The 22,273-nt window shown below is 71.9% G+C and carries 25 protein-coding genes and 1 tRNA gene; 16 read left to right on the plus strand and 10 right to left on the minus strand.

All coding sequences use genetic code 11. The features are described from left to right. Window positions 1-10: 10 nt before the first annotated feature. Window positions 11-1,195: a L,D-transpeptidase gene (locus AC21LY_RS04310; RefSeq protein WP_489045087.1), complete on the plus strand. Its 1,185-nt coding sequence runs from the start codon at window positions 11-13 to the stop codon at window positions 1,193-1,195. Further along, complete coding sequence (locus tag AC21LY_RS04315) at window positions 1,162-2,007, plus strand: transglutaminase-like domain-containing protein (protein ID WP_489045088.1); 846 nt, start codon at window positions 1,162-1,164, stop codon at window positions 2,005-2,007. Before AC21LY_RS04310 ends, AC21LY_RS04315 begins: the two co-directional genes overlap by 34 nt. Before the next feature lie 33 nt (window positions 2,008-2,040). Here AC21LY_RS04315 and otsB read toward each other — a convergent pair whose 3' ends face one another. The 5 genes from otsB to AC21LY_RS04340 form a co-directional block, all read right to left on the minus strand. Continuing rightward, the gene (otsB, locus tag AC21LY_RS04320; RefSeq protein WP_489045089.1) at window positions 2,041-2,793 is read right to left on the minus strand and encodes a trehalose-phosphatase; all 753 of its coding nucleotides are present in this window, start codon (window positions 2,791-2,793) and stop codon (window positions 2,041-2,043) included. Then, window positions 2,790-4,235 carry an alpha,alpha-trehalose-phosphate synthase (UDP-forming) gene (locus AC21LY_RS04325; protein WP_489045091.1) on the minus strand — a complete coding sequence of 482 codons (1,446 nt, stop codon included), beginning with the start codon at window positions 4,233-4,235 and terminating at the stop codon, window positions 2,790-2,792. Before AC21LY_RS04325 ends, otsB begins: the two co-directional genes overlap by 4 nt. A gap of 6 nt (window positions 4,236-4,241) precedes the next feature. After that, window positions 4,242-4,403: a hypothetical protein gene (locus tag AC21LY_RS04330; RefSeq protein ID WP_170181081.1), complete on the minus strand. Its 162-nt coding sequence runs from the start codon at window positions 4,401-4,403 to the stop codon at window positions 4,242-4,244. 55 nt (window positions 4,404-4,458) lie between these two features. Then, window positions 4,459-5,886 carry a threonine/serine exporter family protein gene (locus tag AC21LY_RS04335; protein WP_489045092.1) on the minus strand — a complete coding sequence of 476 codons (1,428 nt, stop codon included), beginning with the start codon at window positions 5,884-5,886 and terminating at the stop codon, window positions 4,459-4,461. A 103-nt stretch (window positions 5,887-5,989) separates the two neighbouring features. Next, window positions 5,990-7,165: a PucR family transcriptional regulator gene (locus tag AC21LY_RS04340; protein ID WP_489045425.1), complete on the minus strand. Its 1,176-nt coding sequence runs from the start codon at window positions 7,163-7,165 to the stop codon at window positions 5,990-5,992. A gap of 174 nt (window positions 7,166-7,339) precedes the next feature. Between AC21LY_RS04340 and AC21LY_RS04345 the strand changes: the two genes are divergently transcribed. Both AC21LY_RS04345 and AC21LY_RS04350 read left to right on the plus strand, forming a co-directional pair. Next, a complete protein-coding gene (locus tag AC21LY_RS04345; RefSeq protein WP_489045093.1) occupies window positions 7,340-8,890 on the plus strand; it encodes a GMC family oxidoreductase in 1,551 nt (516 codons plus the stop codon). Beyond that, window positions 8,887-10,593, plus strand: coding sequence for an aldehyde dehydrogenase family protein (locus AC21LY_RS04350; RefSeq protein WP_489045094.1), 1,707 nt, complete (start codon window positions 8,887-8,889; stop codon window positions 10,591-10,593). The genes AC21LY_RS04345 and AC21LY_RS04350 overlap by 4 nt, the downstream gene beginning before the upstream one ends. 53 nt (window positions 10,594-10,646) lie before the next feature. On the opposite strand, the gene AC21LY_RS04355 is transcribed toward AC21LY_RS04350, so the two are convergent. Beyond that, window positions 10,647-10,814 carry a hypothetical protein gene (locus tag AC21LY_RS04355; RefSeq protein WP_489045095.1) on the minus strand — a complete coding sequence of 56 codons (168 nt, stop codon included), beginning with the start codon at window positions 10,812-10,814 and terminating at the stop codon, window positions 10,647-10,649. A 14-nt stretch (window positions 10,815-10,828) separates the two neighbouring features. Further along, window positions 10,829-10,903 (minus strand) — tRNA-Thr (locus AC21LY_RS04360). A gap of 42 nt (window positions 10,904-10,945) precedes the next feature. Between AC21LY_RS04360 and AC21LY_RS04365 the strand changes: the two genes are divergently transcribed. Beyond that, window positions 10,946-11,824 carry a crotonase/enoyl-CoA hydratase family protein gene (locus AC21LY_RS04365; RefSeq protein ID WP_489045096.1) on the plus strand — a complete coding sequence of 293 codons (879 nt, stop codon included), beginning with the start codon at window positions 10,946-10,948 and terminating at the stop codon, window positions 11,822-11,824. Between the two features lie 40 nt (window positions 11,825-11,864). Continuing rightward, the gene (locus AC21LY_RS04370) at window positions 11,865-12,353 is read left to right on the plus strand and encodes a GNAT family N-acetyltransferase (RefSeq protein WP_489045097.1); all 489 of its coding nucleotides are present in this window, start codon (window positions 11,865-11,867) and stop codon (window positions 12,351-12,353) included. On the opposite strand, the gene AC21LY_RS04375 is transcribed toward AC21LY_RS04370, so the two are convergent. Then, complete coding sequence (locus AC21LY_RS04375; RefSeq protein WP_489045098.1) at window positions 12,354-13,193, minus strand: alpha/beta fold hydrolase; 840 nt, start codon at window positions 13,191-13,193, stop codon at window positions 12,354-12,356. Between the two features lie 124 nt (window positions 13,194-13,317). On the opposite strand from AC21LY_RS04375, the gene AC21LY_RS04380 reads away from it, so the two are divergent. The 3 genes from AC21LY_RS04380 to AC21LY_RS04390 all read left to right on the plus strand — a co-directional run bounded on the left by AC21LY_RS04380 (window position 13,318) and on the right by AC21LY_RS04390 (window position 14,377). Further along, a complete protein-coding gene (locus AC21LY_RS04380) occupies window positions 13,318-13,542 on the plus strand; it encodes a hypothetical protein (RefSeq protein WP_489045099.1) in 225 nt (74 codons plus the stop codon). Next, window positions 13,539-13,712, plus strand: coding sequence for a hypothetical protein (locus AC21LY_RS04385; protein ID WP_489045100.1), 174 nt, complete (start codon window positions 13,539-13,541; stop codon window positions 13,710-13,712). The genes AC21LY_RS04380 and AC21LY_RS04385 overlap by 4 nt, the downstream gene beginning before the upstream one ends. Before the next feature lie 116 nt (window positions 13,713-13,828). After that, window positions 13,829-14,377, plus strand: a complete 549-nt coding sequence (locus AC21LY_RS04390; RefSeq protein ID WP_489045101.1) for a type 1 glutamine amidotransferase domain-containing protein — start codon at window positions 13,829-13,831, stop codon at window positions 14,375-14,377. 51 nt (window positions 14,378-14,428) lie between these two features. Here the strand turns inward: AC21LY_RS04390 and AC21LY_RS04395 are convergent, their stop codons facing one another. Then, window positions 14,429-14,893, minus strand: coding sequence for a carboxymuconolactone decarboxylase family protein (locus AC21LY_RS04395; protein WP_489045102.1), 465 nt, complete (start codon window positions 14,891-14,893; stop codon window positions 14,429-14,431). 18 nt (window positions 14,894-14,911) lie between these two features. Here AC21LY_RS04395 and AC21LY_RS04400 point away from each other — a divergent pair, with 18 nt between their 5' ends. From AC21LY_RS04400 to AC21LY_RS04415, 4 genes are all read left to right on the plus strand, one after another. Continuing rightward, on the plus strand, window positions 14,912-15,916 hold the full coding sequence (locus AC21LY_RS04400) for a pirin family protein (protein WP_489045103.1): 1,005 nt from the start codon (window positions 14,912-14,914) through the stop codon (window positions 15,914-15,916). Beyond that, window positions 15,913-16,248, plus strand: coding sequence for a GNAT family N-acetyltransferase (locus AC21LY_RS04405; protein ID WP_489045104.1), 336 nt, complete (start codon window positions 15,913-15,915; stop codon window positions 16,246-16,248). The genes AC21LY_RS04400 and AC21LY_RS04405 overlap by 4 nt, the downstream gene beginning before the upstream one ends. Window positions 16,249-16,368: 120 nt before the next feature. Then, window positions 16,369-17,052: a response regulator transcription factor gene (locus AC21LY_RS04410; protein ID WP_489045426.1), complete on the plus strand. Its 684-nt coding sequence runs from the start codon at window positions 16,369-16,371 to the stop codon at window positions 17,050-17,052. A 7-nt stretch (window positions 17,053-17,059) separates the two neighbouring features. Beyond that, window positions 17,060-18,451 (plus strand): sensor histidine kinase, encoded by a 1,392-nt coding sequence (locus AC21LY_RS04415; protein ID WP_489045105.1) that lies wholly within the window; start codon window positions 17,060-17,062, stop codon window positions 18,449-18,451. Window position 18,452: 1 nt separating this feature from the next. Here the strand turns inward: AC21LY_RS04415 and AC21LY_RS04420 are convergent, their stop codons facing one another. Further along, window positions 18,453-18,854: an HIT family protein gene (locus AC21LY_RS04420; RefSeq protein ID WP_489045106.1), complete on the minus strand. Its 402-nt coding sequence runs from the start codon at window positions 18,852-18,854 to the stop codon at window positions 18,453-18,455. 39 nt (window positions 18,855-18,893) lie between these two features. Between AC21LY_RS04420 and purD the strand changes: the two genes are divergently transcribed. From purD to purB, 3 genes are read left to right on the plus strand one after another with little or no spacing between them, the layout of a single operon-like run. Continuing rightward, window positions 18,894-20,132, plus strand: coding sequence for a phosphoribosylamine--glycine ligase (gene purD / locus AC21LY_RS04425; protein ID WP_489045107.1), 1,239 nt, complete (start codon window positions 18,894-18,896; stop codon window positions 20,130-20,132). Window positions 20,133-20,188: 56 nt separating this feature from the next. Then, on the plus strand, window positions 20,189-20,791 hold the full coding sequence (locus AC21LY_RS04430) for a TetR/AcrR family transcriptional regulator (protein ID WP_489045108.1): 603 nt from the start codon (window positions 20,189-20,191) through the stop codon (window positions 20,789-20,791). 34 nt (window positions 20,792-20,825) lie between these two features. Further along, the gene (gene purB / locus AC21LY_RS04435) at window positions 20,826-22,253 is read left to right on the plus strand and encodes an adenylosuccinate lyase (RefSeq protein ID WP_489045109.1); all 1,428 of its coding nucleotides are present in this window, start codon (window positions 20,826-20,828) and stop codon (window positions 22,251-22,253) included. Window positions 22,254-22,273 lie beyond the last annotated feature (20 nt).

Below are 22,273 nucleotides of genomic sequence, written 5' to 3' on the forward strand. Positions count from 1 at the left end.
AATTCATCAAATGCTCGATATGTTTCGCGCGCCGCTGGCTCGGCGTGCCTTCCTCGGCGGCGCCGCGGCGGCGGTGGCCGTCGTCGCGACCGCCTGCACCCGGGACGGCGGCACCGCCGAGACCAGGGCCGTTGCCCCCACGTTCGAGTACACGCCGGCGGGCGGGAAGAAGATCGGGCCGCGGGAGACCGTCTCCGTGCGGGTGAAGGGCGGCCGGTTCCGGCCCGGTGTCGCCCTGACCAACACCCAGACGGGCAAAAAGGTCGAACTGTCCGCGTCGCCCGACGGTGTGACCTACTCGGCCGCCGAGCCGCTCGGCTTCGGCGCGACCTACCGCTGGTCCGGCGCGGCCGACGGCGAGGGCGGCACCTGGTCGAGCCTCGACGGCGAGGTCTCCGTCGTCTCGCCGTCGGCGACGATGTCGGTGCAGATCAACATCGCCGACGACGCCGAGGTCGGGATCGCGGCGCCGCTCATCCTCAAGTTCGCCGGCACCGTCGAGGACAAGGCCGCGGTCGAGAAGGCGCTCGAGATCACCACGACCCCGCCCACCGAGGGGGCGTGGGCCTGGCTGCCCGAGGACAACGGATCCCGCGTCCACTGGCGCCCCCGGGAGTACTACAAGCCGGGGACGAAGGTCTCGATGAAGGGGAAGCTGTACGGGCTCGACCACGGCGACGGGAAGTTCGGCGCCAGCGACGTGAGCAGCTCGTTCGTCGTCGGGCGGTCGCAGATCGTCAAGGCCTCGGCACCGTCGCACCGGATCAAGGTGATGCGCGGCGACCAGGTGTACCTCGACCTCCCCTGCTCGTACGGCGAGGGCGACCTGCCGCGCAACGTCACGCGGTCCGGGATCCACGTCGTCAGCGAGAAGCACGAGGACTTCTACATGTCCAACCCCGCGGCGGGGTACTTCAACGTGCACGAGCGCTACGCGGTGCGGATCTCCAACAACGGCGAGTTCATCCACGCCAACCCGCAGACCGTCGGGAACCAGGGCAGCACCAATGTCACCAACGGCTGCATCAACCTCTCGCTCGCGGACGCGCAGCGCTACTTCGCCAGTGCCCTCTTCGGCGATCCGGTCGAGGTCACTGGCACGTCGATCCAGCTCTCGGCGGCCGACGGGGACATCTACGACTGGACCCTAGACTGGCCGACGTGGCTATCGATGTCGGCGCTACCGAAGAAGTAACGGCCCCGGGCGCGCGGAGCATGTCCGCGCGCGTGGCGTGCACCGTCCTCGCACCCACGGTGCTCGAGTACCAGGCCACCGTCGCCCGGGTGCCGGGCCTGCGGGTGCAGGAGAGGCTCGAGGTCACCCTTGACGGTGCGGCCCTGCCGGTCCGCGAGGTCGTCGGCCCGCACGGCGGCCGGATCCACCGGGTCGAGGCGGGGCCCGGTAGGGCGGTACTGGAGTACCGCGCCGAGGTCGCGGGGTTCGCCGCGCCGGAGCCCGTCGACGAGTACCTGCGGTCGCTGTACCTGCGCCCCTCGCGGTACTGCGAGGTGGACCGGTTCTACGGCTTCGCCGCCAAGCAGTTCGCCGGCGTGACCGGCGACGCGCAACGCGCCGTGGCGGTGCGGGATTTCGTGGCGGGCCGGCTCGACTACCTGCCGGGCGTCAGCCGCTCGGCCGACGGTGCCTCCGACACCCTGCTCGCCTCCGCGGGCGTGTGCCGCGACTACGCGCACCTGACCATCGCACTGCTCCGCGCCCTGAAACTGCCCGCGCGGATGACGGCGGTCTTCGCGCCCGGCTGCGATCCCATGGACTTCCACGCCGTGGCCGAGGTCATGATCGACGGCCGGTGGTGGGTGCTCGACGCGACCGGCCTCGCCCCGCGCGGTGCGATGGTGCGGATCGCCACCGGCCGCGACGCCGCCGACATCGCCTTCCTCGACAACCACGGCGGCTCCATCCGCTTCGAGCGCCTGACGGTGACCGCCGAGTCCGCCGCGCCCCTCCCCGCCGACGACCCCCACACCCTGGTCCCGATCGCCTGAGCGGGCGCGGCCCGGCGGGCGGAGGCGGGGGACTCAGTCGCGGCGCAGCGCGAGCAGATCCTCGAAGACCGCGCGGGCGTCCGCCGGGCCGTCGACGCGGAAGCGGGCGGCGGTGGCACCGTCGCCGACCTTGATCGAGACGTCCTCGGGTCCGGTGAGCACGACGAAGGCCGTCTCGTCCGTCACGTCGTCGCCGAGGTAGAGCACCCCGTCGGCGCCGGTCCGCTCCCGCAGCGTCTGCAGCGCGCGGCCCTTCGAGGCGTCGTGGACGGTCAGCTCCAGCACGGCCTTGCCGTCGGTGGCGTGCACGCCGGGCAGGGCGGCGGGGCCCCGTCGGGCCTCCTCGATCGCGTCGACGGCCGAGGCCCCGGCCGGTACGTTGCGCACGTGCAGCGCGCCGCCCAGCGGCTTCGGCTCGACGGCCGCGCCCGGGAACCGCTCGGCGATCGCGGTGAGGTCGGAGAGCACCGTCGACCGCAGTTCGACCTGGTCGGCGGAGAGCGCCGCTTCGAAGCCCTCGGCCCATTCCGCCCCGTGGCTCCCGACGGTGACGATCGGATCGCCCGTGCCGGAGAGCCGGACCAGCGTCGCGCGGTCGCGGCCCGAGACCAGCGCGACGCTCACGCCGGGCAGGACGGCCAGCGCCTCCAGCGCGGGAACGGTCCCGGGGAGAGGCACGGCGGCGGCGGGGTTCGCGACGATCGGGGAGACCACGCCGTCGTAGTCCGTCGCCACGAGCACGGTCCGGAGCGCGGCGAACCGCTCCAGCGCAGCGCGCAGGCTCATGCCCGCGTCTCGTCGACGGTGCCGGCCAGGGTCTGCAGGAAGGAGCGGGCCCAGCGGTCGACGTCGTACTGCAGCACCTGGCGGCGCATCGTGCGCACGCGGCGCTTGCCCTCCTCGGGGTCCTGGTGCACGGCCTCGTCGATGGCGTTCTTGACGCCCTCGAGGTCGTGCGGGTTGCATTGATAGGCCTGGCGGAGTTCGGCGGCGGCGCCGGTGAACTCGCTCAGCACGAGCGCGCCCGAGGAATCGTTGCGGCAGGCGATGTACTCCTTGGCCACCAGGTTCATGCCGTCGCGCAGCGGCGTGACCAGCATGACGTCGGCGGCGGCGAAGAAGGCCAGCAGCTCCCGCCGCGGCACCGGCCGGTGGATGTAGTGGATCACGGGGCGGCCGACGTTGCCGAAGTCGCCGTTGATGCGGCCGACCTGTCGCTCGATGTCGTCGCGCATCACCTTGTAGGACTCCACCCGCTCGCGCGACGGGGTGGCCAGCTGCACGAAGACGTGCCGCGCCGGATCGAGGCGGCCCTCCTGGTACAGCTCGCCGATCGCGCGCAGGCGCACGTCGATGCCCTTGGTGTAGTCCAGCCGGTCGACGCCGAGCAGGATCTTCTCGGGGTCGCCGAGCTGTTTGCGCAGGGTCCGCGCCCGCTTGCGCGTCTCGGGCAGTTTCGCGGTGGCCGCGAGCTCGGCGGACTCGATCGAGATCGGGAAGGCGCCCACCCGCACGGACCGGAAGCCGACGGTGACCACCCCGAACTTCGAGCGCACGCCGATCGAGCTCTTGCTGGTCGGGTAGCCCGCGAGCCGGCCGGCGAGGTAGAGGAAGTTCTGCGCGCCGCCCGGCAGGTGGAAGCCGACGAGGTCGGCCCCGAGGATGCCCTCGATGATCTCGCGCCGCCACGGCATCTGCATGAACAGCTCGACGGGTGGGAAGGGGATGTGCAGGAAGAAGCCGATCTTGACGTCCGGCCGCAGCATGCGCAGCATCTTCGGAACCAGCTGCAGCTGGTAGTCCTGCACCCAGACGGTGGCGCCCTCGGCGGCGACCTTGGCGGTCTCCTCCGCGAAGCGACGGTTCACCTCGACGTAGGTGTTCCACCACTCGCGGTGGTACTCGGGTTTGACGATGACGTCGTGGTAGAGCGGCCAGAGGCTCGCGTTCGAGAAGCCCTCGTAGTGCTCCTCGACCTCCTGGGCGCTGAGTTTGACCGGCATGAGGAGCATGTCCTCGCCGGGGATCGGCTCACCGCCGATGTCGGGAGCGCCGGGCCAGCCGACCCAGGCGCCGTTGCGGGCGCCGAGGATCGGCTTGAGCGCGGTGACGAGGCCGCCCGGGGACTCCTTCCAGGTCAGCGTCCCGTCGGGCGCCTTCTCGACGTCGACGGGCAGCCGGTTGGCCACGACGATGAAATCCGATGTTCCGAACGCCGCAGCGGCCATGGAGTCCTACGCCTCCTTGGGGCCGATGCCGAGCATCGACAGCAGCATCCGGCACTCGTCGGCGTCCTCGGCGTAGGCCGCGACGACCCGTTGCGCCTGGTAGGCGGTCTCGTCCGCAACCGGCTCGAGTTCGTCTTCGCTGATGTCCTGCGTGGTCTTCGGGGGCATGAACGCACCTTCGTTTCGGCAATGTCGTGCAGGGACAGTTTAGCCGCGAAACGTTTCAGTCGCGGACCCGGCGGAAGGTGATCCCGGTGATATGCGGGCGCAGGTTCGGCGGAAGGTGCGGGCGCCGGATGGTGCGCGCCACCCATTCGCCCAGCGTGACCCCCGCGGCGAGCGCGCAGCCGACGGTGAGCGCGGTGGCCATGTTGGCGACCGCGGAGGTCGTCTGCCCCTCCATCAGCTCCGAGAGGCCGCGGTAGACGGCCAGGCCGGGCGCGAGCGGGGTGATGCCCGCGACGGCCACGATCAGCGGGGGGACCACGGCCCGTCGGGCGAGGAGACCGCCGGCCAGGCCGACGCCGGTGGCGGCGATCACCGACGAGACGATGGGGCCGAGGCCCAGGCCCAGGGTGAACCCGGCGACCAGTGCACCGAAGCAGCCCGCGAGGAAGGACGCGGTGAGCGCGCGGATCTGCGCGTAGCCGGCGAGCGCGAAGGCGGCGGAGGCCACGCCGCCCGTCACCACGAGTACGGGCAGCGGCGCGTAGTCGAAGGGCTGCTGCTGCAGGGGCGGCAGGGTGGCCCCGAGTTCGCTGGCGACCCGCAGCGCGATGCCGACGCCGGCCACCACCCCGGCGGTGAACACGCCCACCTCGAAGAAGCGGGAGACGCCGGTGACCGGGGCGCCGGTGATGGCGTCCTGGACCGAGCCCACGAGCGAGAGCCCGGCCATGAGCACGATGATGCCGGCGACGATCACCCGGTAGGGCTGCACGTCCCAGCCGAACTCGATCGAGAGCCGGTAGATCAGCGCCGCCGGCAGGGTGGCGAGGAAGCCGCCGACCACCTGCTGGAAGAAGTAGGGCAGCCCCCAGCTGCTCAGCCGGACGTTCACCACGTAGATCACCGCGGTGGTCACGAACGCGACTGCGGCGAGGCTGAGCGCGCCGCCCAGCATGAGTGTCAGCGAGCCCGACATGAGCGCCCACCCGAAGGTCGCGACGGCGCGCGGGTAGGGATGTCCCGCGGTCATGATCGACTCGAGGGCGGCGAGGGCCTGGTCCGGCCGGATCCGCCCGCGCCCGATGCGGCGCACGAGGGTGTCGACCTGGGAGAGTCGCGTGTAGTCGAGCGAACGCTGCGCGACGGTCCGCGTGTAGGTCGACGGTGGCAGCCCGCGCCCGCGCTGCACGGAGACGGTGATCGCGTTGTAGGTGACCGTGACGGTCACGTCGTCGATGCCGTAGGTCGCGGCGACGTACCGCACCTGCGCCTCGGTGTCGACGGCGCCCGTGCCCGAGTCCAGCAGCACCTCGCCGACCTTCATCGCGACCTCGAGGACCTCGCCGACGGTCTCGTTGTCGCGCAGGTCGACGGGCTGCAGAGGCGTCAGGACGGGCATCCCCGCGGTGTCGACGGTCGCTGCGTTCCGGCCGGTCACGGCCTGGACTGCGCGCGCGAGGTGATCGCGGAACGCGGGCTTCATCGTGGGGGCACCTCCTCGTCGGTTTCTCCTGGCCGTCGTCGCACGGACCTCGTCCGTTACTGTGCCAGACCCCACCGACGCGTCGCCCGTGTACTCCAGGGTGCTACTCGCGCCCGAACAGGCGGTCCGCGAGCACGGCCGTGTAGAGCTCCGCGGCGGCCCGCGGGTCCGACCGGTCGAGACCGGTGAGCTGCTCGATGCGGCGCAGGCGGTGATTGATGGTGTTGCGGTGGTAGTGCAGCCGTTCCGCGGTCGCGGCGAGCGACCCGCCGCAGTCGAACCAGGCCCGGACGGTGTCGATGAGGGCGTCCCGGTCGGTCTCCGGGAGCTCGAGTACCGGGCCGAGCACCGCGTCCCGCAGCTCCCGGGCGGCGTCCGGCGAGTGCGCCAGCGCGAGGGGCAGCGCCGAGCGGCCGTAGGTCTCGGTGGTCGTCTCGCCGGGGAACAGGCTGCTCATGGCGAGTTCCGCCTGCCGCAGCGCATCGCGCGCGCCGAGCGGGACGGCGAAGGGTGCGCTGACCCCCACACGCCCGCGCGCCTCGCGCCGGAGCAGGTCGAGCACCTCCGGCAGGGAGTGTTCGGTGCTCAGGCTGAGCAGGCCGACGCGCGTGTGCACCTCGGACGTCCAGTACGAGGTCACGTACTTGTCGCGCAGGCGGTGCTCGACCCCGGCGAGCGGCTCGCGGTCTCCGCCCGCCTCGGCGCACACCACGAGGAACAGGCCCGACGCCGGCAGCTGCAGGGTCTGCGCCGCGGCGTGCAGCCGGCCGGGCTCGAGGACGCCGTCGAGGAGGGCGCGCAGCTCGACCCGCCGTAGTTCGGCGTGCCGGCTCGTGCGTTCGGCGACCGCGCGGCCGTACTCCTCGGTCGCGGCGGTCGAGTAGTCGTCGATGATCCGCCAGACGTCGGCGCCGATGTCCGGGAGCAGCTCCGGGTTCTCCCTGCAGGCGGCGCGCATGTGGTCCCAGACGAGCCGGCCCGCGAGCCGGTAGGCGTGCAGCAACGCGGCGAGCGGGAAACCGTACTCGGCCTTGAGCCGGCCCGTGGCCCGGGCGGCGTGCAGGTCGTGGTCGGGCTCGCCGCAGAGCTGCCGCAGCACCGAGTCGAGGTTCGCGTGCACAGCCTCGCGCAGTTCCGCCGGGCTGAGCAATGTGCTCTCCGCGTAGGCGTGCTCGCCCGTGAGGATGCGGCCCACCAGCTCATCGGTGAGCGGCTCCAGGTCCGCGACCAGCTGTCGGGCGAACGCTGCGGGGGAGAGGGCCGGCTGGTCTGTGATCATCACCACACATCGATGGTAGCCCGGCGGGGCGCCCCCGTCGTTGTGCGCCGGCACAACACTCGCGCTCCGCAGTCGAAGCTCGCGCACGATGCGCCGGCGGCGCGGCGGCAGTCAGACTCGATGGAGGTGAAGTGATCCGGCTCACACGGGCCGGGCGGAAGAGGACGGTTCGATATGTACGACTACGTCATCGTCGGTGCGGGATCGGCGGGTGCCGTGCTCGCGGCACGGCTGAGCGAGGACCCGGGGGTGTCGGTCGCCCTGATCGAGGCCGGGTCGCCCGACACCGCGCAGGAGATCCACATCCCGGCCGCGTTCCCCTCGCTGTTCAAGAGCGCCTGGGACTGGGACCTCGACTCCGAGCCCGAGCCCGGCCTCGGCGGCCGCCGCGCATACCTGCCGCGGGGCCGGATGCTCGGCGGCTGTTCCTCGATGAACGCGATGATCTACATCCGTGGCAACCGCGCCGACTACGACGAGTGGGCCGAGAACGGCGCGACCGGCTGGGGGTACGACGACGTCCTCGAGTACTTCCTCCGGTCCGAGGACAACGAGCGCGGCGCCGGCGAGTTCCACGGCGCCGGCGGTCCGCTGCGGGTCGCCGAGAGCCGCTCGATGAACCCGCTCGGCGAGGCCTTCGTGGCCGCAGGCGAGCAGGCCGGGTTCGAGCGCAACGACGACTTCAACGGCAAGGAGCAGCTCGGCGTCGGCCGGTACCAGCTGACCCAGCGCGACGGCATGCGGTGCAGCACCGCCGCCGCCTACCTGCATCCCGCGACGGAGCGTCCGAACCTCACCGTGATGACCGATGCGCTCGCGCAGCGCATCGTCTTCGACGGTGACCGCGCGACCGGCGTGGAGGTCCTCCGCGGTGGGCAGGTCGAGACGATCGAGGCCGGGCGGGAAGTGATCCTCTCGGCCGGCGCCTACGGCTCGCCGCACCTGCTGCTGCTCTCGGGCGTCGGCCCGGCCGCGCAGCTGGAGGCCTTCCAGCTCGAGGTCGTCGCCGATCTCCCCGTGGGCGAGGGCCTGCAGGACCACCTGATGACGCTGATCAACTACCGGACCGACCGCGAGTCCCTGATGACGGCGCTGTCGCCGGACAACGTCGCGCTGCTGCAGACCGAGGGACGCGGCCCGCTGACCTCGAACATCGGCGAGGCGGGTGGCTTCTTCGCCACGCGCGAGGGGGAGACGACGCCCGACGTCCAGTTCCACCTGGCTCCGGTCCTGTTCTACGACGAGGGCCTCGGCGCCGCGACCGAGCACGGCTTCGCCTTCGGGCCGTGCGTCGTGAAGCCGACGAGCCGCGGCACGCTCACGCTGCGGACCGCCGATCCCGCGACCGCACCGCGGATCACCCACGACTACCTCGGCACCGAGGAGGACCGGCGCAGCATCATCGAGGGCCTGCGGATCGCGGTGCGGATGGCCGAGCAGCCCGCGCTGCAGGAGGTCATCACCGGTGATTTCCGCGCTCCCGCGGATGATTCCGACGAGGCCTTGCTCGACTTCGCCCGGCGCTACGGGCAGACGCTCTACCACCCCACCTCGACGTGCGCGATCGGCACCGTCGTCGACCCCGACCTGCGGGTCAAGGGCCTGCGCGGCCTGCGGGTGGTCGACGCCTCCGTCATGCCGAGCGTCGTGCGCGGCAACACCAACGCGCCCACCATCATGATCGCCGAAAAGGCGGCCGACCTGATCCGCAAGGAGAACGCATGACCACCACAGAGAGCATCCTCGACGCCGCCGTCGCCGACCTGCAACAGGGCGAGCGGACATGGGCCGCGACCTCGCTCGCCGAGCGCCGCGCCCTGCTCGACGAGATCCGCACCGCCACCGCCGCCGTCGCCCGGCGCTGGGTCGACATCGCTGCCAGCATCAAGGGCCTGCCCGCCGACTCCACGCTGCTCGGGGAGGAGTGGCTCTCCGGCCCGTACTCCGTGATCACCGCCTGCGAGGCGCTGGCCGCCTCGCTGCAGGCGCTCGAGGAGGGGCGCAGCCCCGTCGACGGCTTCCGGATCGTGTCCGCGCCCGGCGGTCGCTCCGCCGTGGAGGTGCTACCGCACAGCGTGTTCGACCAGCTGCTGATGAGCGGCTTCTCGGCGCAGGTGTGGACAGTGCCGGGTGTTGACGCCTCGGCCGTCCGCGACCGCGCGGGCCTCGGCGAGCTGGACCCGACGATCACCCACGGCATCGCCGGCGTGCTCGGCGCGGGCAACATCTTCTCCATCCCGCCGCTCGACACGCTCTACCAGCTCTACGCCGACAACCGCGTCGTGCTGCTCAAGCTCAACCCCGTGACCGACCCGCTGCTCGACGTCTACCGCGCGGCCTTCGCGCCGCTCATCGAGCGCGGCCTGGTCCGGATCGTCACCGGCGGCGCGGACGTCGGCGGGGCGCTCGTCGACCACCCCGGCGTGACGACGGTGCACATCACCGGCAGCGCCCGCACGCACGACGCCATCGTCTTCGGCACGGGTGCCGAGGGGGCGCAGCGCAAGGCGGAGAACCGTCCGCTGATGGACAAGACGATCACCAGCGAGCTGGGCGGCGTCTCACCGACCATCGTCGTGCCCGGCGAGTGGTCCGCCGCCGACCTGAAGTTCCAGGCCGAGCACCTCGCCACGCAGCGCCTGCACAACAACGGGTACAACTGCGTCGCCTCCCAGGTGGCGGTCATCAGCGCCGAGTGGCCGCAGAAGCAGCAGTTCCTGCGCGAGCTGCGCGCGGCCTTCGACCGCGCACCGTCGCGCCGCGACTACTACCCGGGGTCGGCGGACCGCGTCGCCGCCGCCCGGGCCGGCTACGGCAACCAGGCGCACGCCGTCGGGCCCGACGGCGCCCGCACCCTCGTCTTCGGACTCGCCGCGGACGGCACCGAGGAGGCCCTGCGGACCGAGTACTTCGCGCCGGTCTACGGCGTGCTCGAGCTCCCGGGCGACGCCGCGACCTTCCTCGCCTCCGCGGTCCGGGTCGCGAACGAGGAGTTCGAGGGCACCCTGGGGGTGAATCTGGTCGCGGATCCGGCGACCATCAAGGCCCTCGGCGACCGCTTCGAGCAGGCCATCGCCGACCTGCGGTACGGCACCGTCGCCGTCAACGCCTGGACCGGCGTCGGCTACCTGACCGCCCGTGCCTCCTGGGGCGCCTTCCCCGGTCACACCGTCGACGACGTGCAGAGCGGGATCGGCGTCGTCCACAACGCCCTGCTCCTCGACGATGTGGAGCGCACCGTCGTGCGCGGCCCGTTCCGGCCGGCGCCGCGGTCGGTCGCCGGCGGCGAGCTGTCGATGTCGCCGAAGCCGCCGTGGTTCGTCACCAACCGGACCGGCGCGGTGACGGGCGAGCGGCTCACCGACTTCGCCGCGAACCCGTCCTGGCTGAAGCTGCCGGGCATCTTCGCGTCCGCCCTGCGCGGCTGACGGGCCACCCGGTCACCGCGTCGTCGCCCCGTCCGGTCCATCCGGGCGGGGCGTCAGCGGTCGAAGAACCGATCGCTGAGCCGCTCGGCGACATCGTCGATCTTCTTCTCGAGCTCGGTGCCCTTGAGCTTGTACTCCCACAGGTACACCAGGCCGAAGAGGACGGCGACGAGGCCGAAGATGAGCGCGGTGATCAGCAGGACCTGCATCGTCGTCGACATCGCCGCCCCTTTCGTGGAGCCCCCCGTCGGGATTGAACCGACGACCTTCGCTTTACAAGAGCGGTGCTCTACCACTGAGCTAGGGAGGCGTGGACCTCACGGTCAACGGTGCACAGCATATCGTGACCGGCATGAGCGATTCGTATCAGACCATCAGCTGGAGCATCGACGACGACGGCATCGCCACGCTGGTGCTGGACCGTCCGGACCAGCTCAACGCCTTCAGCGTCACGATGGCCCGCGAACTCACCGAGTTCTTCGAGGTGCACGCCCACAGCGACGAGATCCGCGCCGTGGTCGTCACCGGCGCCGGCCGCGCCTTCTGCGCCGGCATGGACCTCAGCGGCGAGGGCAACGTCTTCGGCCTCGACGAGTCCGTCCTGCCCACCCCCGAGGAGTTCGCCGCGCATTACGACGAGGCGCCCTACCAGGACGGCGTCCGCGACACCGGCGGGAAGCTGACGCTCGCGATCTACGCGCTCCCCAAGCCCGTGATCGCCGCGATCAACGGGCCCGCCGTCGGCATCGGCGCGACGATGACGCTGGCCATGGACACCCGCCTCGCCTCGACGAAGGCCCGCATCGGCTTCGTCTTCGGCCGCCTGGGCATCGTGATGGAGGCGTGCTCGAGCTGGTTCCTGCCCCGCATCGTCGGCCCCGCGCAGGCTCTGGAGTGGGTCTACTCCGCCGACATCCTCACCGCCGAGCAGGCGCGCGAGGGCCGGCTGGTCCGCAGCCTGCACGAGCCCGACGAGCTGGTCCCCGCGGCGCAGGAGCTCGCCCGCTCGTGGGTCAAGGGCCGCTCCGCCGCCGGGGTCGCGATCAACAAGCAGCTGATCTACCGCGGCCTCGGCGCCGCGAAGCCGCTGGACCAGCACCTCATGGACTCGCTCGGGATGTACTACACCTCGATCGGCGACGGTAAGGAGGGCGTGGCCGCCTTCCTCGGCAAGCGGGCGCCGGAGTTCACGTCGAAGGCCTCCGAGCTGCCGCGGATCGTCGCCGAATAGTCTTCGCGCGGCGCGCCGGGCGCGGGCCTACGCTGTGGCCATGGAGATCCGCGACGCCCAGCCGGCCGACCTTCCGGCCATCCTCGCCATTCACAACGATGCCGTGGAGAACTCGACCGCCATCTGGTCCGAGGAGAAGGCGGACCTCGCCGAGCGCGAGGCCTGGCTCGCCGAGCGCCAGGGCGCGGGCTTCCCCGTCCTCGTCGCCATCGTCGACGGTGACCTGGGCGGGTACGCCACGTACGGTCCGTTCCGCGCCAAGTCGGGCTACCGGTACACCGTCGAGAACTCGGTGTACGTCGCCGACGGCTACTACCGCCGTGGCATCGCCGAGGCCCTCATGAATGCGCTCATCGAGCGCGCGCAGCAGTCCGACGTGCACGTCGTGGTGGCCGCGATCGAGGAGTCGAACCACGCCTCGGTGGCGCTGCACCGCAAGCTCGGTTTCCGGGTGACCGGTCAGATGCCGCAGGTGGGCATCAAGTTCGGTCGCTGGCTGGACCTGGTGCTCATGCAGCGCATCCTCTAGTCACGCCCGCGCGGCGTTCGCGACGATCTCCGCCGCGAGCTGTTCGGGCCGTTCGTCGGGGATCCAGTGGCTCACGCCCTCGAGCACGACGAACCGGTACGGCCCGTCGACGTACTCGCCCGCGAGGTCGGCACCGGCCCGGGTCAGCGCGATGTCATCGGTGCTCCAGACGTAGGTCACCGGGCAGGCGACCCGGGCGCCCGTGCCGGGCCGGACCGCGGTGAAGGGCATGCCCCGGTAGTAGTTCAGCCCGCCGCCGAGCAGCCCGGGGGTCAGCACCTCGTCGACGACGGTGCGCACCGCACCGTCGGGCATCCCGCTCGCGCGGAGGAAGGCCTCGAAGCGCCCCGGGAACCGGCGGGCCAGGATCTCCGGCACGGCCGGGACCTGGAACAGGTACATGTAGTACGACTTCACGGCCTGGTCCGAGCGCAGGAACGCCCGCAGGAAGGCGAACGGGTGCGGCACCGAGACGGCGGTGAGCGTGCGCACGAGCTGCGGATGCTCGGCGGCGGTGAGCCACGCCGTCGAGGATCCCCAGTCGTGCCCCACCAGGTGCGCCGGACCGGTCCGCCGCAGCAGCGCTGCGACGTCGGCGACCAGCTCGGCACTGCGGTACTGCCACCGTCGTGCGGGGCTCGCCGTGCGCGCGTACCCGCGCTGCCAGGGAACGACGGTGCGGTACCCCGCCGCGTGCAGGTGCTCGGCCGTCGCCGCCCACGAGGTCGGCGTCTGCGGAAAGCCGTGCAGCAGGACGACGATCGGTCCGTCGATCGGTCCGCTGTCGACCACCGGGAAGGTCAGGCCCGCGCGGGTGAACTCCGTGATCCGTTCCGTCATGTCTGAAGACCCAACCACGTCATCGGCGCGGCGGCATCCGCCCAGGGGCGGAGTTCCCCCTGGGGAACCGGCGACGACGCTGATTCAGCGCAGTCGGTCGGAAGCGCAGGACCGGGTGCACCGCATGCGGCACGACATGCGTACCGAGTGGTGGCGTCGCTACCAGTGGGCGGCCGAACAGGTGAATCAGAGTGAGAACCTCGCGGCCCAGGAGTTCGGCACTGCTGTGATCAGCGCGCTCGCGGACGAAGCCCAGCTCACGGCGAGTGAGGATGCGATCCTTCACGCTGTGGCCGAACGGCAGCGCGTGAGCGATACTGGGACCGGAACGAACGGAGGCGTGGTGTGAGTGACTACAACAGCGCTGACGAACGCGCTAAGGCCACCTTCGAGTTGCGAGGCGATACCCCCGTGTCGCGGCGGCTGAGTGCTGAGATCCTGGTCAAGGTTGCCCGGCGGCGTGGTGAGGAGCCGATCAGGTGGGTCCTCGACGTCGCGGAGGGCCGCCTCCCCGCCTGAGCTGAGCGGCGGCGCACCGCGATCCTCCGCCCGCCCCGACCGTCCGGCCCCTGTTTCGGTATGCGGCCGGGCGGGTACCCGCCGGACGAATCGACAGCGGACGGAAGGAGTTCAGCATGGGTGCACTCGACGGCCGGACGGTGGCGTTCCTCGCGGCGCCGGAGGGAACCGAGCAGGTGGAGTTGACCGAGCCGTGGCGGGTGCTGCAGGAGGCGGGCGCCACCCCGCGGCTCGTCTCCACGGATTCCGGTGTGGTCCAGGCCTTCCACCGCCTCGACCGCGGTGACAGCTTCCCCGTCGACCAGACGGTGGCCGACGCCGACCCCGCCTCCTTCGACGGGCTGGTGCTGCCGGGTGGGGTCGCGAACCCGGACTTCCTGCGGACCGACGCGGCCGCGGTGCGCTTCGTCGGGGAGATCGCTCGGTCGGGCACACCGATCGGCGTGATCTGCCACGGGCCGTGGACGCTCGTCGAGGCCGGCGTGGTCGCCGGCCGGACCCTGACCTCGTATCCGAGTCTGCGGACGGACCTGACCAACGCGGGCGCGACCTGGGTGGACGAGGAGGTCGCGGTCTGCCGGAGCGGCCCGGGGTCGCTGATCTCGAGCCGCCGGCCCGACGACCTCCCCGCCTTCTGCGCGACGCTGGTGCAGGAGTTCGCATAGCGCGCGCGAGGCCCTGCACCGTCCTTCGCCGCACGCCCTCCGACGCGGCGCTCAGACGCGTCGCCGCACCTCGTAGCCGCTGATCACGGAGACGCGGTTGAAGGCGCCGATCGTCACCGCGGCCCAGATGAGCACGGACGTCTGCTCCTCGTCGAGCACGTCGGTGACGCGGTCGTAGGCGACATCGGCCGCGTGCTGCGGCGGCAGCGCGGTGACCAGCTCGGCGATCTCCAGCGCGGCGCGCTGCACGTCGTCGAACAGAGCGGGCGCCTCGCGCCAGGCGGCCAGGACGTCGAGCTGCTGCTCGGTGAGCCCGGCGGCGCGCCCGGCGCGCGCGTGCAGGTCCAGGCAGAACGCGCAGCCGTTGAGCTGGGAACACCGCAGGTTGACCAATTCGACGACGTCACGGCCGATCCCGGCGGCCGCGGCCGCCTCGGCCACCTCCGTAGAGACGGCGATGAGCTGCTTGTAGATCCGCGGGGAGGCCTTGTCGATCCGCACGCGCTGGGCTGGCATGGCACTAGGCTAGCGGCCATGAGCAACGTCGACCGCCAGCCCGACGAGGTCGAGTGCGGGGCCTCGGTGGACGGCCCGGCCCCCGGTGCCGGGATCGAGGTGATCGGGGCCCGGGAGGTGCCCCTCGGCGGCCCCCGCGCGATGACGGTGCGCCGCACCCTCCCCACGCACGAGCGCTCCATGATCGGGGCGTGGTGCTTCGCCGATCACTACGGCCCCGACGAGGTGGACCGCTCCGGCGGCATGAACGTGCCACCGCATCCGCACACCGGCCTGCAGACGGTGAGCTGGCTGTTCGAGGGTGAGATCGAGCATCGGGACAGCGCCGGCGTCGAGGCGCCGGTGCTGCCGGGGGAGATCAACCTGATGTCCGCGGGCTACGGGATCAGCCACTCGGAGGTCTCCACCCCGCAGACGCGCCGCCTGCACGGCGTCCAGCTCTGGCTGGCCCTGCCTGATCGGGCGCGCAACGCGCCCCACGGTTTCCAGCACTACGCGCCGCCCGCCGTCGACCTGCCCGACGTCCGCCCCGGCGGACCGGGCGGCACCGCCCGCGTCTTCATCGGCGAGTTCGCGGGCAGCGCGTCGCCGATCGTGACGGCGACCCCACTGCTGGGCGCGGAGCTGGTCCTGCGGCCCGGCGCCCGGGTCAGCCCCGCCGTCGACCCGGCCTTCGAGCACGGCGTCCTGCTCGACACGCAGCGTCTCAAGGTCGACGGTGTCTCCCTCACCCGGGGCGATCTCGGTTACGCCGGCCCGGGGCTCGGCGGGCTCCGCCTGCACAACCCCACCGAGGAGGACGCGCGAGTGGTCCTGCTCGGCGGCGTCCCGTTCGACGAGGACATCGTCATGTGGTGGAACTTCGTCGGTCGCAGCCACGACGAGATCGTCGAGTTCCGCGCGGAATGGCAGGCGCGTGCGGCGCGTTTCGGCAGGGTGAACGGATGGCGTGACGAGCAGTACCTGCCGGCGCCGCCGCTCCCCACGACCCGGCTCAAGCCCCGCAGGAGGAACCCGCAATGAGCGAGAACAGCGAGACCACCGAGAACGTCACCGTCGCCCGTAATGACGCGGAGGGCCGCTACGAGATCACCGTCGACGGTGCGCTCGCGGGCTTCACCCTCTTCCTCGACCGCGGCGAGCAGCGCATCTTCCCGCACACCGAGCTCGACGAGAGGTTCTCGGGCCGTGGACTCAGCGGCGTGCTCATCCGCGAGGCCCTCGCGGACACCCGCGCCGCCGGCCGGCGCGTCGTCCCCGTCTGCCCGCTGGTCAAGCGGTACATCATCAAGCACCCGGAGGTGCAGGACCTCGCCGACCCCGTGACCCCGGAGGTCCTCGCCGCCCTGCGCTGACCCCGCGGCGCCCGCAAGACCCGCCGCGACGGCGTTCACAGGGAACTGACAGCGAGTCGTCAGCGCCGCCGTCGTCCCGAGGTGCACTATGGCGTGGTGACCAGTGCGAATGATGAAGCCATGCCGCGGGTCCTCGTGGTCGACGACGAGCAGAGCATCCGGGAGCTGCTGCAGGTCAGCCTCAAGTTCCAGGGCTTCGAGGTGGCCGTCGCCCACGACGGCCCGGCGGCGCTCGACCGGGTCCGCACCTTCCGGCCCGACGTCATGGTGCTCGACATCATGATGCCGGGCATGGACGGGTTGGGCCTGCTCAAGCGGCTGCGGCAGGACGGCATCGAGGCGCCGGCGCTGTTCCTCACCGCGCGCGATTCGGTCGAGGACAAGGTCGCCGGCCTCACCCTCGGCGGCGACGACTACGTGACCAAGCCCTTCAGCCTCGAAGAGGTGGTGGCCAGGGTCAACGTGCTGTTGCGGCGCAGCGGCTTCGGCGACGAGGAGACGAGCACCCGGCTCACCTTCGCCGACCTGGAGCTCGACGACGAGACCCACGAGGTCTGGAAGGCGGGCGAGCTGGTCTCGCTCTCGCCCACCGAGTTCACGCTCCTGCGCTACTTCATGGTCAACGCCGGGGTGGTGCTGTCGAAGCCGCGGATCCTCGACCACGTCTGGCACTACGACTTCGGCGGCGATGTGAACGTGGTCGAGTCCTACGTCTCGTATCTGCGCCGCAAGGTCGACACCGGCGAGACCCGCCTGATCCATACCCTGCGCGGCGTGGGCTACGTGCTGCGCGAACCCCGGTAGGCGCGCAATGGCCTCGCGCCCCGGGCTCGCTGCGCGGATACCGCTGCGCTTCTCGCTGGTCGCCCTGGTGGTTGGCCTGGTCCTGCTCGGCCTGCTCGCGTCGGGCACGGCACTCACGGCGGCGATGCAGGACCGCCTCCTCTCCCGGGAGGACCAGACGCTGCGGCAGGCCGCCGACACCTGGGCCCGGCCCAAGCCGAACCTGCCCGAGCCGGTGCGCGGCAAGCCCCCGCCCACCCGCTTCTACCAGGCGGTCTTCCTCCCCGACGGCACCCAGCTGCGGATCAGCAACCCGGATTTCACCGAGCAGCCGGACCTGAGCGGCCTCGACGATCTCCACGGCGAGGCCGTGACCGTGCACTCCGTGGACAGGCGGGGCCCGCGATGGCGAGTGGTGCAGTCGACCTCGCAGTACGGTGTCGCCTACGTCGCCGTGACCCTCACCGACGTCGAGGCGACCCTGCGCGCGATGATCGCGCTGGAGCTGCTCATCGGCGGCGGCGTCCTCGTCGTCGCGGGCGGTCTCGGCTACCTGGTGGTCCGCCGATCGCTGCGCCCGCTGGAGGAGGTCGAGGCCACCGCGGAGGCTATCGCGGCGGGCGATCTGACCCGCCGGGTCCCGGAGGCGCCCGCGCACACGGAGGTCGGGCGGCTGTCCTCGTCGATCAACACGATGCTGCACCAGGTGCAGGACTCCTTCCACCGGGTCGCGGCGTCCGAGGAGCAGGCGCGGGCCGACGAGGAGCGGATGCGCCGGTTCGTCGGCGACGCCTCGCACGAGCTGCGCACCCCGCTCACCTCCATCCGCGGCTTCGCCGAGCTCTACCGCCAGGGCGCCACCGACGACGTCGGATTCGTCATGTCCCGCATCGAGGCCGAGGCGGAGCGAATGGGCCTGCTGGTCGAGGACCTCCTGCTGCTCGCGCGGCTCGACGCGCGGCGGCCCCTGGCGGAGGACACCGTCGACCTGGTCGCCGTGGCCGACGACGTCGTCCACGCCGCGCAGGCCCGCGAGCCGGAGCGCGACATCGAACTCGTCGCCGACGAGCCCGCGGAGGTGACCGGCGACCGGGACCGCCTGCACCAGGTGGTGACCAACCTGGTTTCGAACGCCTTGCGGCACACGCCCGACGACGCGTCGGTGCGGGTGCGGATCGCCACCGAGCCCGGTGCCGTGGTGCTCGCCGTCTCCGACACGGGGCCCGGGATGGAGCCCGACGAGGCCGCGCGCGTCTTCGAGCGCTTCTACCGCACGGACTCCTCGCGCAGCCGCGGCAGCGGGGGCGCGGGGCTCGGGCTGTCGATCGTGCACGGCATCGCGCTGCGGCACGGGGGCACCGTCACCGTCGACACCGCGCCCGGGGAGGGCGCGACCTTCACGGTCCGCCTGCCCCGGTAGCTCACTCGGCCGCGAGGGCCTCGACGATCCTCGTCTGCGCCTCGTCGAGCGACTCGGCCGACGGATTGGGATCCGCCTGGCCGAAGTCGAAATCGGTGAGCGCGTAGGCGGGGAAGACGTGCACGTGCAGGTGCGGCACCTCCAGTCCCGCGATGACGACGCCGGCGCGCGGCGCGTCGAAGGCCCGCTTGACCGCCCGGCCCACCTTCCGCGCGACGGTGCTGATGTGGTTCCACAGTTCGTCGTCGATCGACTCCCAGTGATCGACCTCCGCGCGCGGCACGACGAGCACGTGTCCCTGCGTGAGCGGGGCGATGGTCAGGAAGGCGACCACCGCGTCGTCCTGGTACACGAACCGCCCGGGGAGTTCACCGGCGATGATCTTCGAGAACACGGATGCCATGCCGCCAGGCTAGTGGAGGCCACCGGTAGTGTCATGGCGGTGCGAGTACTCGTCATCGGCACCGGCGGCCGCGAACACGCCCTCATCGACGCTCTGACCCGCGACCCCCAGGTCACCGAGTTGCACGCCGCCCCGGGCAACCCGGGCACCGCGGCGATCGCGACCAATCACCCGGTGGACGCCTCCTCCGGCGACGAGGTCGCGGCGCTGGCCGAGCGGCTCGGCGCCGATCTCGTGGTGATCGGCCCCGAGGTTCCGCTCGTCCTGGGTGTGGCCGATGCGGTGCGCGCCCGCGGCATCGCGGTCTTCGGGCCGTCCGCCGCCGCGGCGCGGATCGAGGGCTCCAAGGCCTTCGCCAAGGACGTCATGGACGCCGCCGGCGTGCGCACCGCGCGCAGCGAGATCGTCGACAGCCCGGCGCAGATCGACGCCGCACTCGACCGGTTCGGTCCCACCTGGGTGGTCAAGGACGACGGCCTGGCCGCGGGCAAGGGCGTCGTCGTCACCGCCGATCGCGCGGCGGCCCGGGCGCACGCCGCGGATCTCATCGAGTCGGGCCGTCCCGCGCTGCTCGAGTCCTTCCTCGACGGACCCGAGGTCTCGCTGTTCTGCCTCGTCGACGGGGAGGACGTGGTGCCGCTGCTGCCCGCGCAGGATCACAAGCGCGTCGGCGACGGCGACACCGGGCCGAACACCGGCGGCATGGGCGCCTACGCGCCGCTCCCGTGGCTCGCCGACGGTGCGGTTGACGAGATCGTCGAGACCGTGGTGCGGCCGGTCGCCCGCGAGATGGCGCGCCGCGGTGTGCCCTTCTCCGGGCTCCTCTACGCGGGCCTGGCGATGGGTGCCGAGGGGCCCGCCGTGGTCGAGTTCAACTGCCGCTTCGGCGACCCCGAGACGCAGGCCGTGCTGAGCCTGCTGGAGTCCCCGCTCGGCGAGGCGCTGCACGCGACCGCCACGGGCGGCCTGGGCGCGCTGGCGCCGCTCCGGTGGCGCGACGGTGCCGCCATCACCGTGGTCCTCGCCGCCGAGAACTACCCCGGCACGCCCCGCAAGGGCGACGTGATCACCGGCGCGGAGGGCGCGGGGATCTACCACGCCGGGACCGCCGTCGACGGTGACGGACGGCTCGTCTCGAACGGCGGCCGGGTTCTCAACGTGGTCGGTGTCGGCGACGACCTCGCCGCGGCCCGCGCGGACGCCTACGCCAAGCTCGAGCGGATCAAACTGCCGGGCAGTCACTTCCGGACGGACATCGGTCACCAGGCCTTGCAGTAGGGGTTATTTGCTGGAAACCCTCAGACCGAGCGGGGCGTGCTGGCAGCATGTCTCAGATGACAGCCGCGACCACGCCCAAGGGTGAGCGCCGGCGCGCGGCCCTCGTGGCGGCGGCCGGAGAGCTCCTCGTCGAGGGCGGATTCGAATCGGTGCGGCACCGGGCCGTCGCGCACCGCGCGCACATCCCTCTGGCCGCGACCACCTACTACTTCGAGTCGCTGGGCGACCTGCTCTCGAACGCCGTCGCCTACGCAGGCGAGCTGGACGTGGCCGCGGTCCGGGCCCGGGTGGACGCGGTGAGCCGGCGCAAGCGCGGCGACTCGGCCCTCGCGAAGCTCCTCGCCGCGGTCTTCTTCACCTGTGACACACCGGCGGAGCGCGGTGCCCTCGTCTCCCGCTACGAGCGGATGGTGCTGTGCGCCCGGGACCCCGAACTCACCCGCCTGCAGGCCGGGGTGCGCGCGGTCCTGGCGGAGCTGCACGCCGAGGTGCTCACCCGGTCGGGCCGCCGCGCGACGGCCTCGGACGTCGAGCGGCTGATGGCGATCGAGGACGGTGCTGCCCTCGCCGCCTTCACCACGCACGGGGCCGACATCTCCCGCGCGGTCCGCGAGGCGCTCGTCACCGTCGTCGACGATCTGGCGCCCGCCCTTCCGTGACGGGCCCCGCCCGCGCACATGAGAGAATCCGAGGGTGAGCACTCCCCGCATCCCCGATGTCCTCGCCAACCGCTACGCCAGCCCGCGCATGCGCGAGCTGTGGTCGCCCGAGTACAAGATCGTGCTGGAGCGGCAGCTGTGGATCGCCGTCCTCAAGGCGCAGCGCGACCTCGGGATCGACGTGCCCGACGGTGCCGTCGAGGCCTACGAGAAGGTCGTCGACCAGGTCGATCTCGCGTCGATCGCGGAGCGCGAGCGGATCACCCGGCACGACGTGAAGGCGCGGATCGAGGAGTTCAGCGACCTCGCCGGCTTCGAGCAGATCCACAAGGGCATGACCTCGCGCGACCTGACGGAGAACGTCGAGCAGCTGCAGGTGCTCCGGTCGCTGGAGTACGTCCGCGACCACGCCGTCGCCGTGGCGGCGCGGCTCGCGGAGCGGGCGGCGCAGTACTCGTCGGTCGTGATGGCGGGGCGCTCGCACAACGTCGCGGCGCAGGCCACCACGCTGGGCAAGCGCTTCGCGTCGGCCGCCAACGAGCTGCTGGTGGCGATCGCCCGGCTCGAGGACCTCATCGGCCGCTACCCGCTGCGCGGGATCAAGGGCCCGATGGGTACCTCCCAGGACATGCTCGACCTCCTCGGCGGCGACGCCGGCAAGCTCGCCGAGCTGGAGTCGCGCGTCGCCGAGCACCTGGGCTTCTCCGAGTCCTTCGTGTCGGTGGGCCAGGTGTACCCGCGCTCGCTCGATCACGACGTGGTGAGCGCGCTGGTCCAGGTGGCGGCGGGACCGTCGTCGATGGCCACGACGATCCGGCTCATGGCCGGGCACGAGCTGGTCACCGAGGGCTTCCAGCCGGGCCAGGTGGGCAGCTCCGCGATGCCGCACAAGATGAACACCCGCTCGTGCGAGCGGGTCAACGGCCTCACCGTGATCCTGCGCGGTTACGGCTCGATGGCCGCGGAGATGGCGGGCTCGCAGTGGAACGAGGGCGATGTCTTCTGCTCCGTCATCCGCCGCGTGGCCCTGCCCGACTCCTTCTTCGCGATCGACGGACTCTTCGAGACCTTCCTGACGGTGCTCGACGAGTTCGGCGCCTACCCGGCGGTGATCGAGAACGAGCTGAACCGCTACCTGCCCTTCCTCGCCACCACGCGCGTGCTCATGGCGGCGGTGCGCAAGGGTGTGGGCCGCGAGGTCGCGCACGAGGCGATCAAGGAGCACGCCGTCGCAGTGGCCCTGGCCATGCGGGAGGAGGGCCGCGAGCCCGATCTCCTCGACCGCCTCGCCGGCGATTCCCGGCTCGGCCTGTCCCGCGCGGAGCTGGACGAGGCGCTGGCGGACCGAGCCGCCTTCACCGGCGCCGCGGAGGCCCAGGTGGCCCAGGTCGTCGCCGACGTCGAGGCGCTCGTCGCCAAGCACCCCGACGCCGCCGGCTACACCCCCGCCCCCATCCTCTGACGGGGCGATAGGGTGGCGGA

The organism is Tsukamurella sp. II2bb (assembly GCF_057815145.1).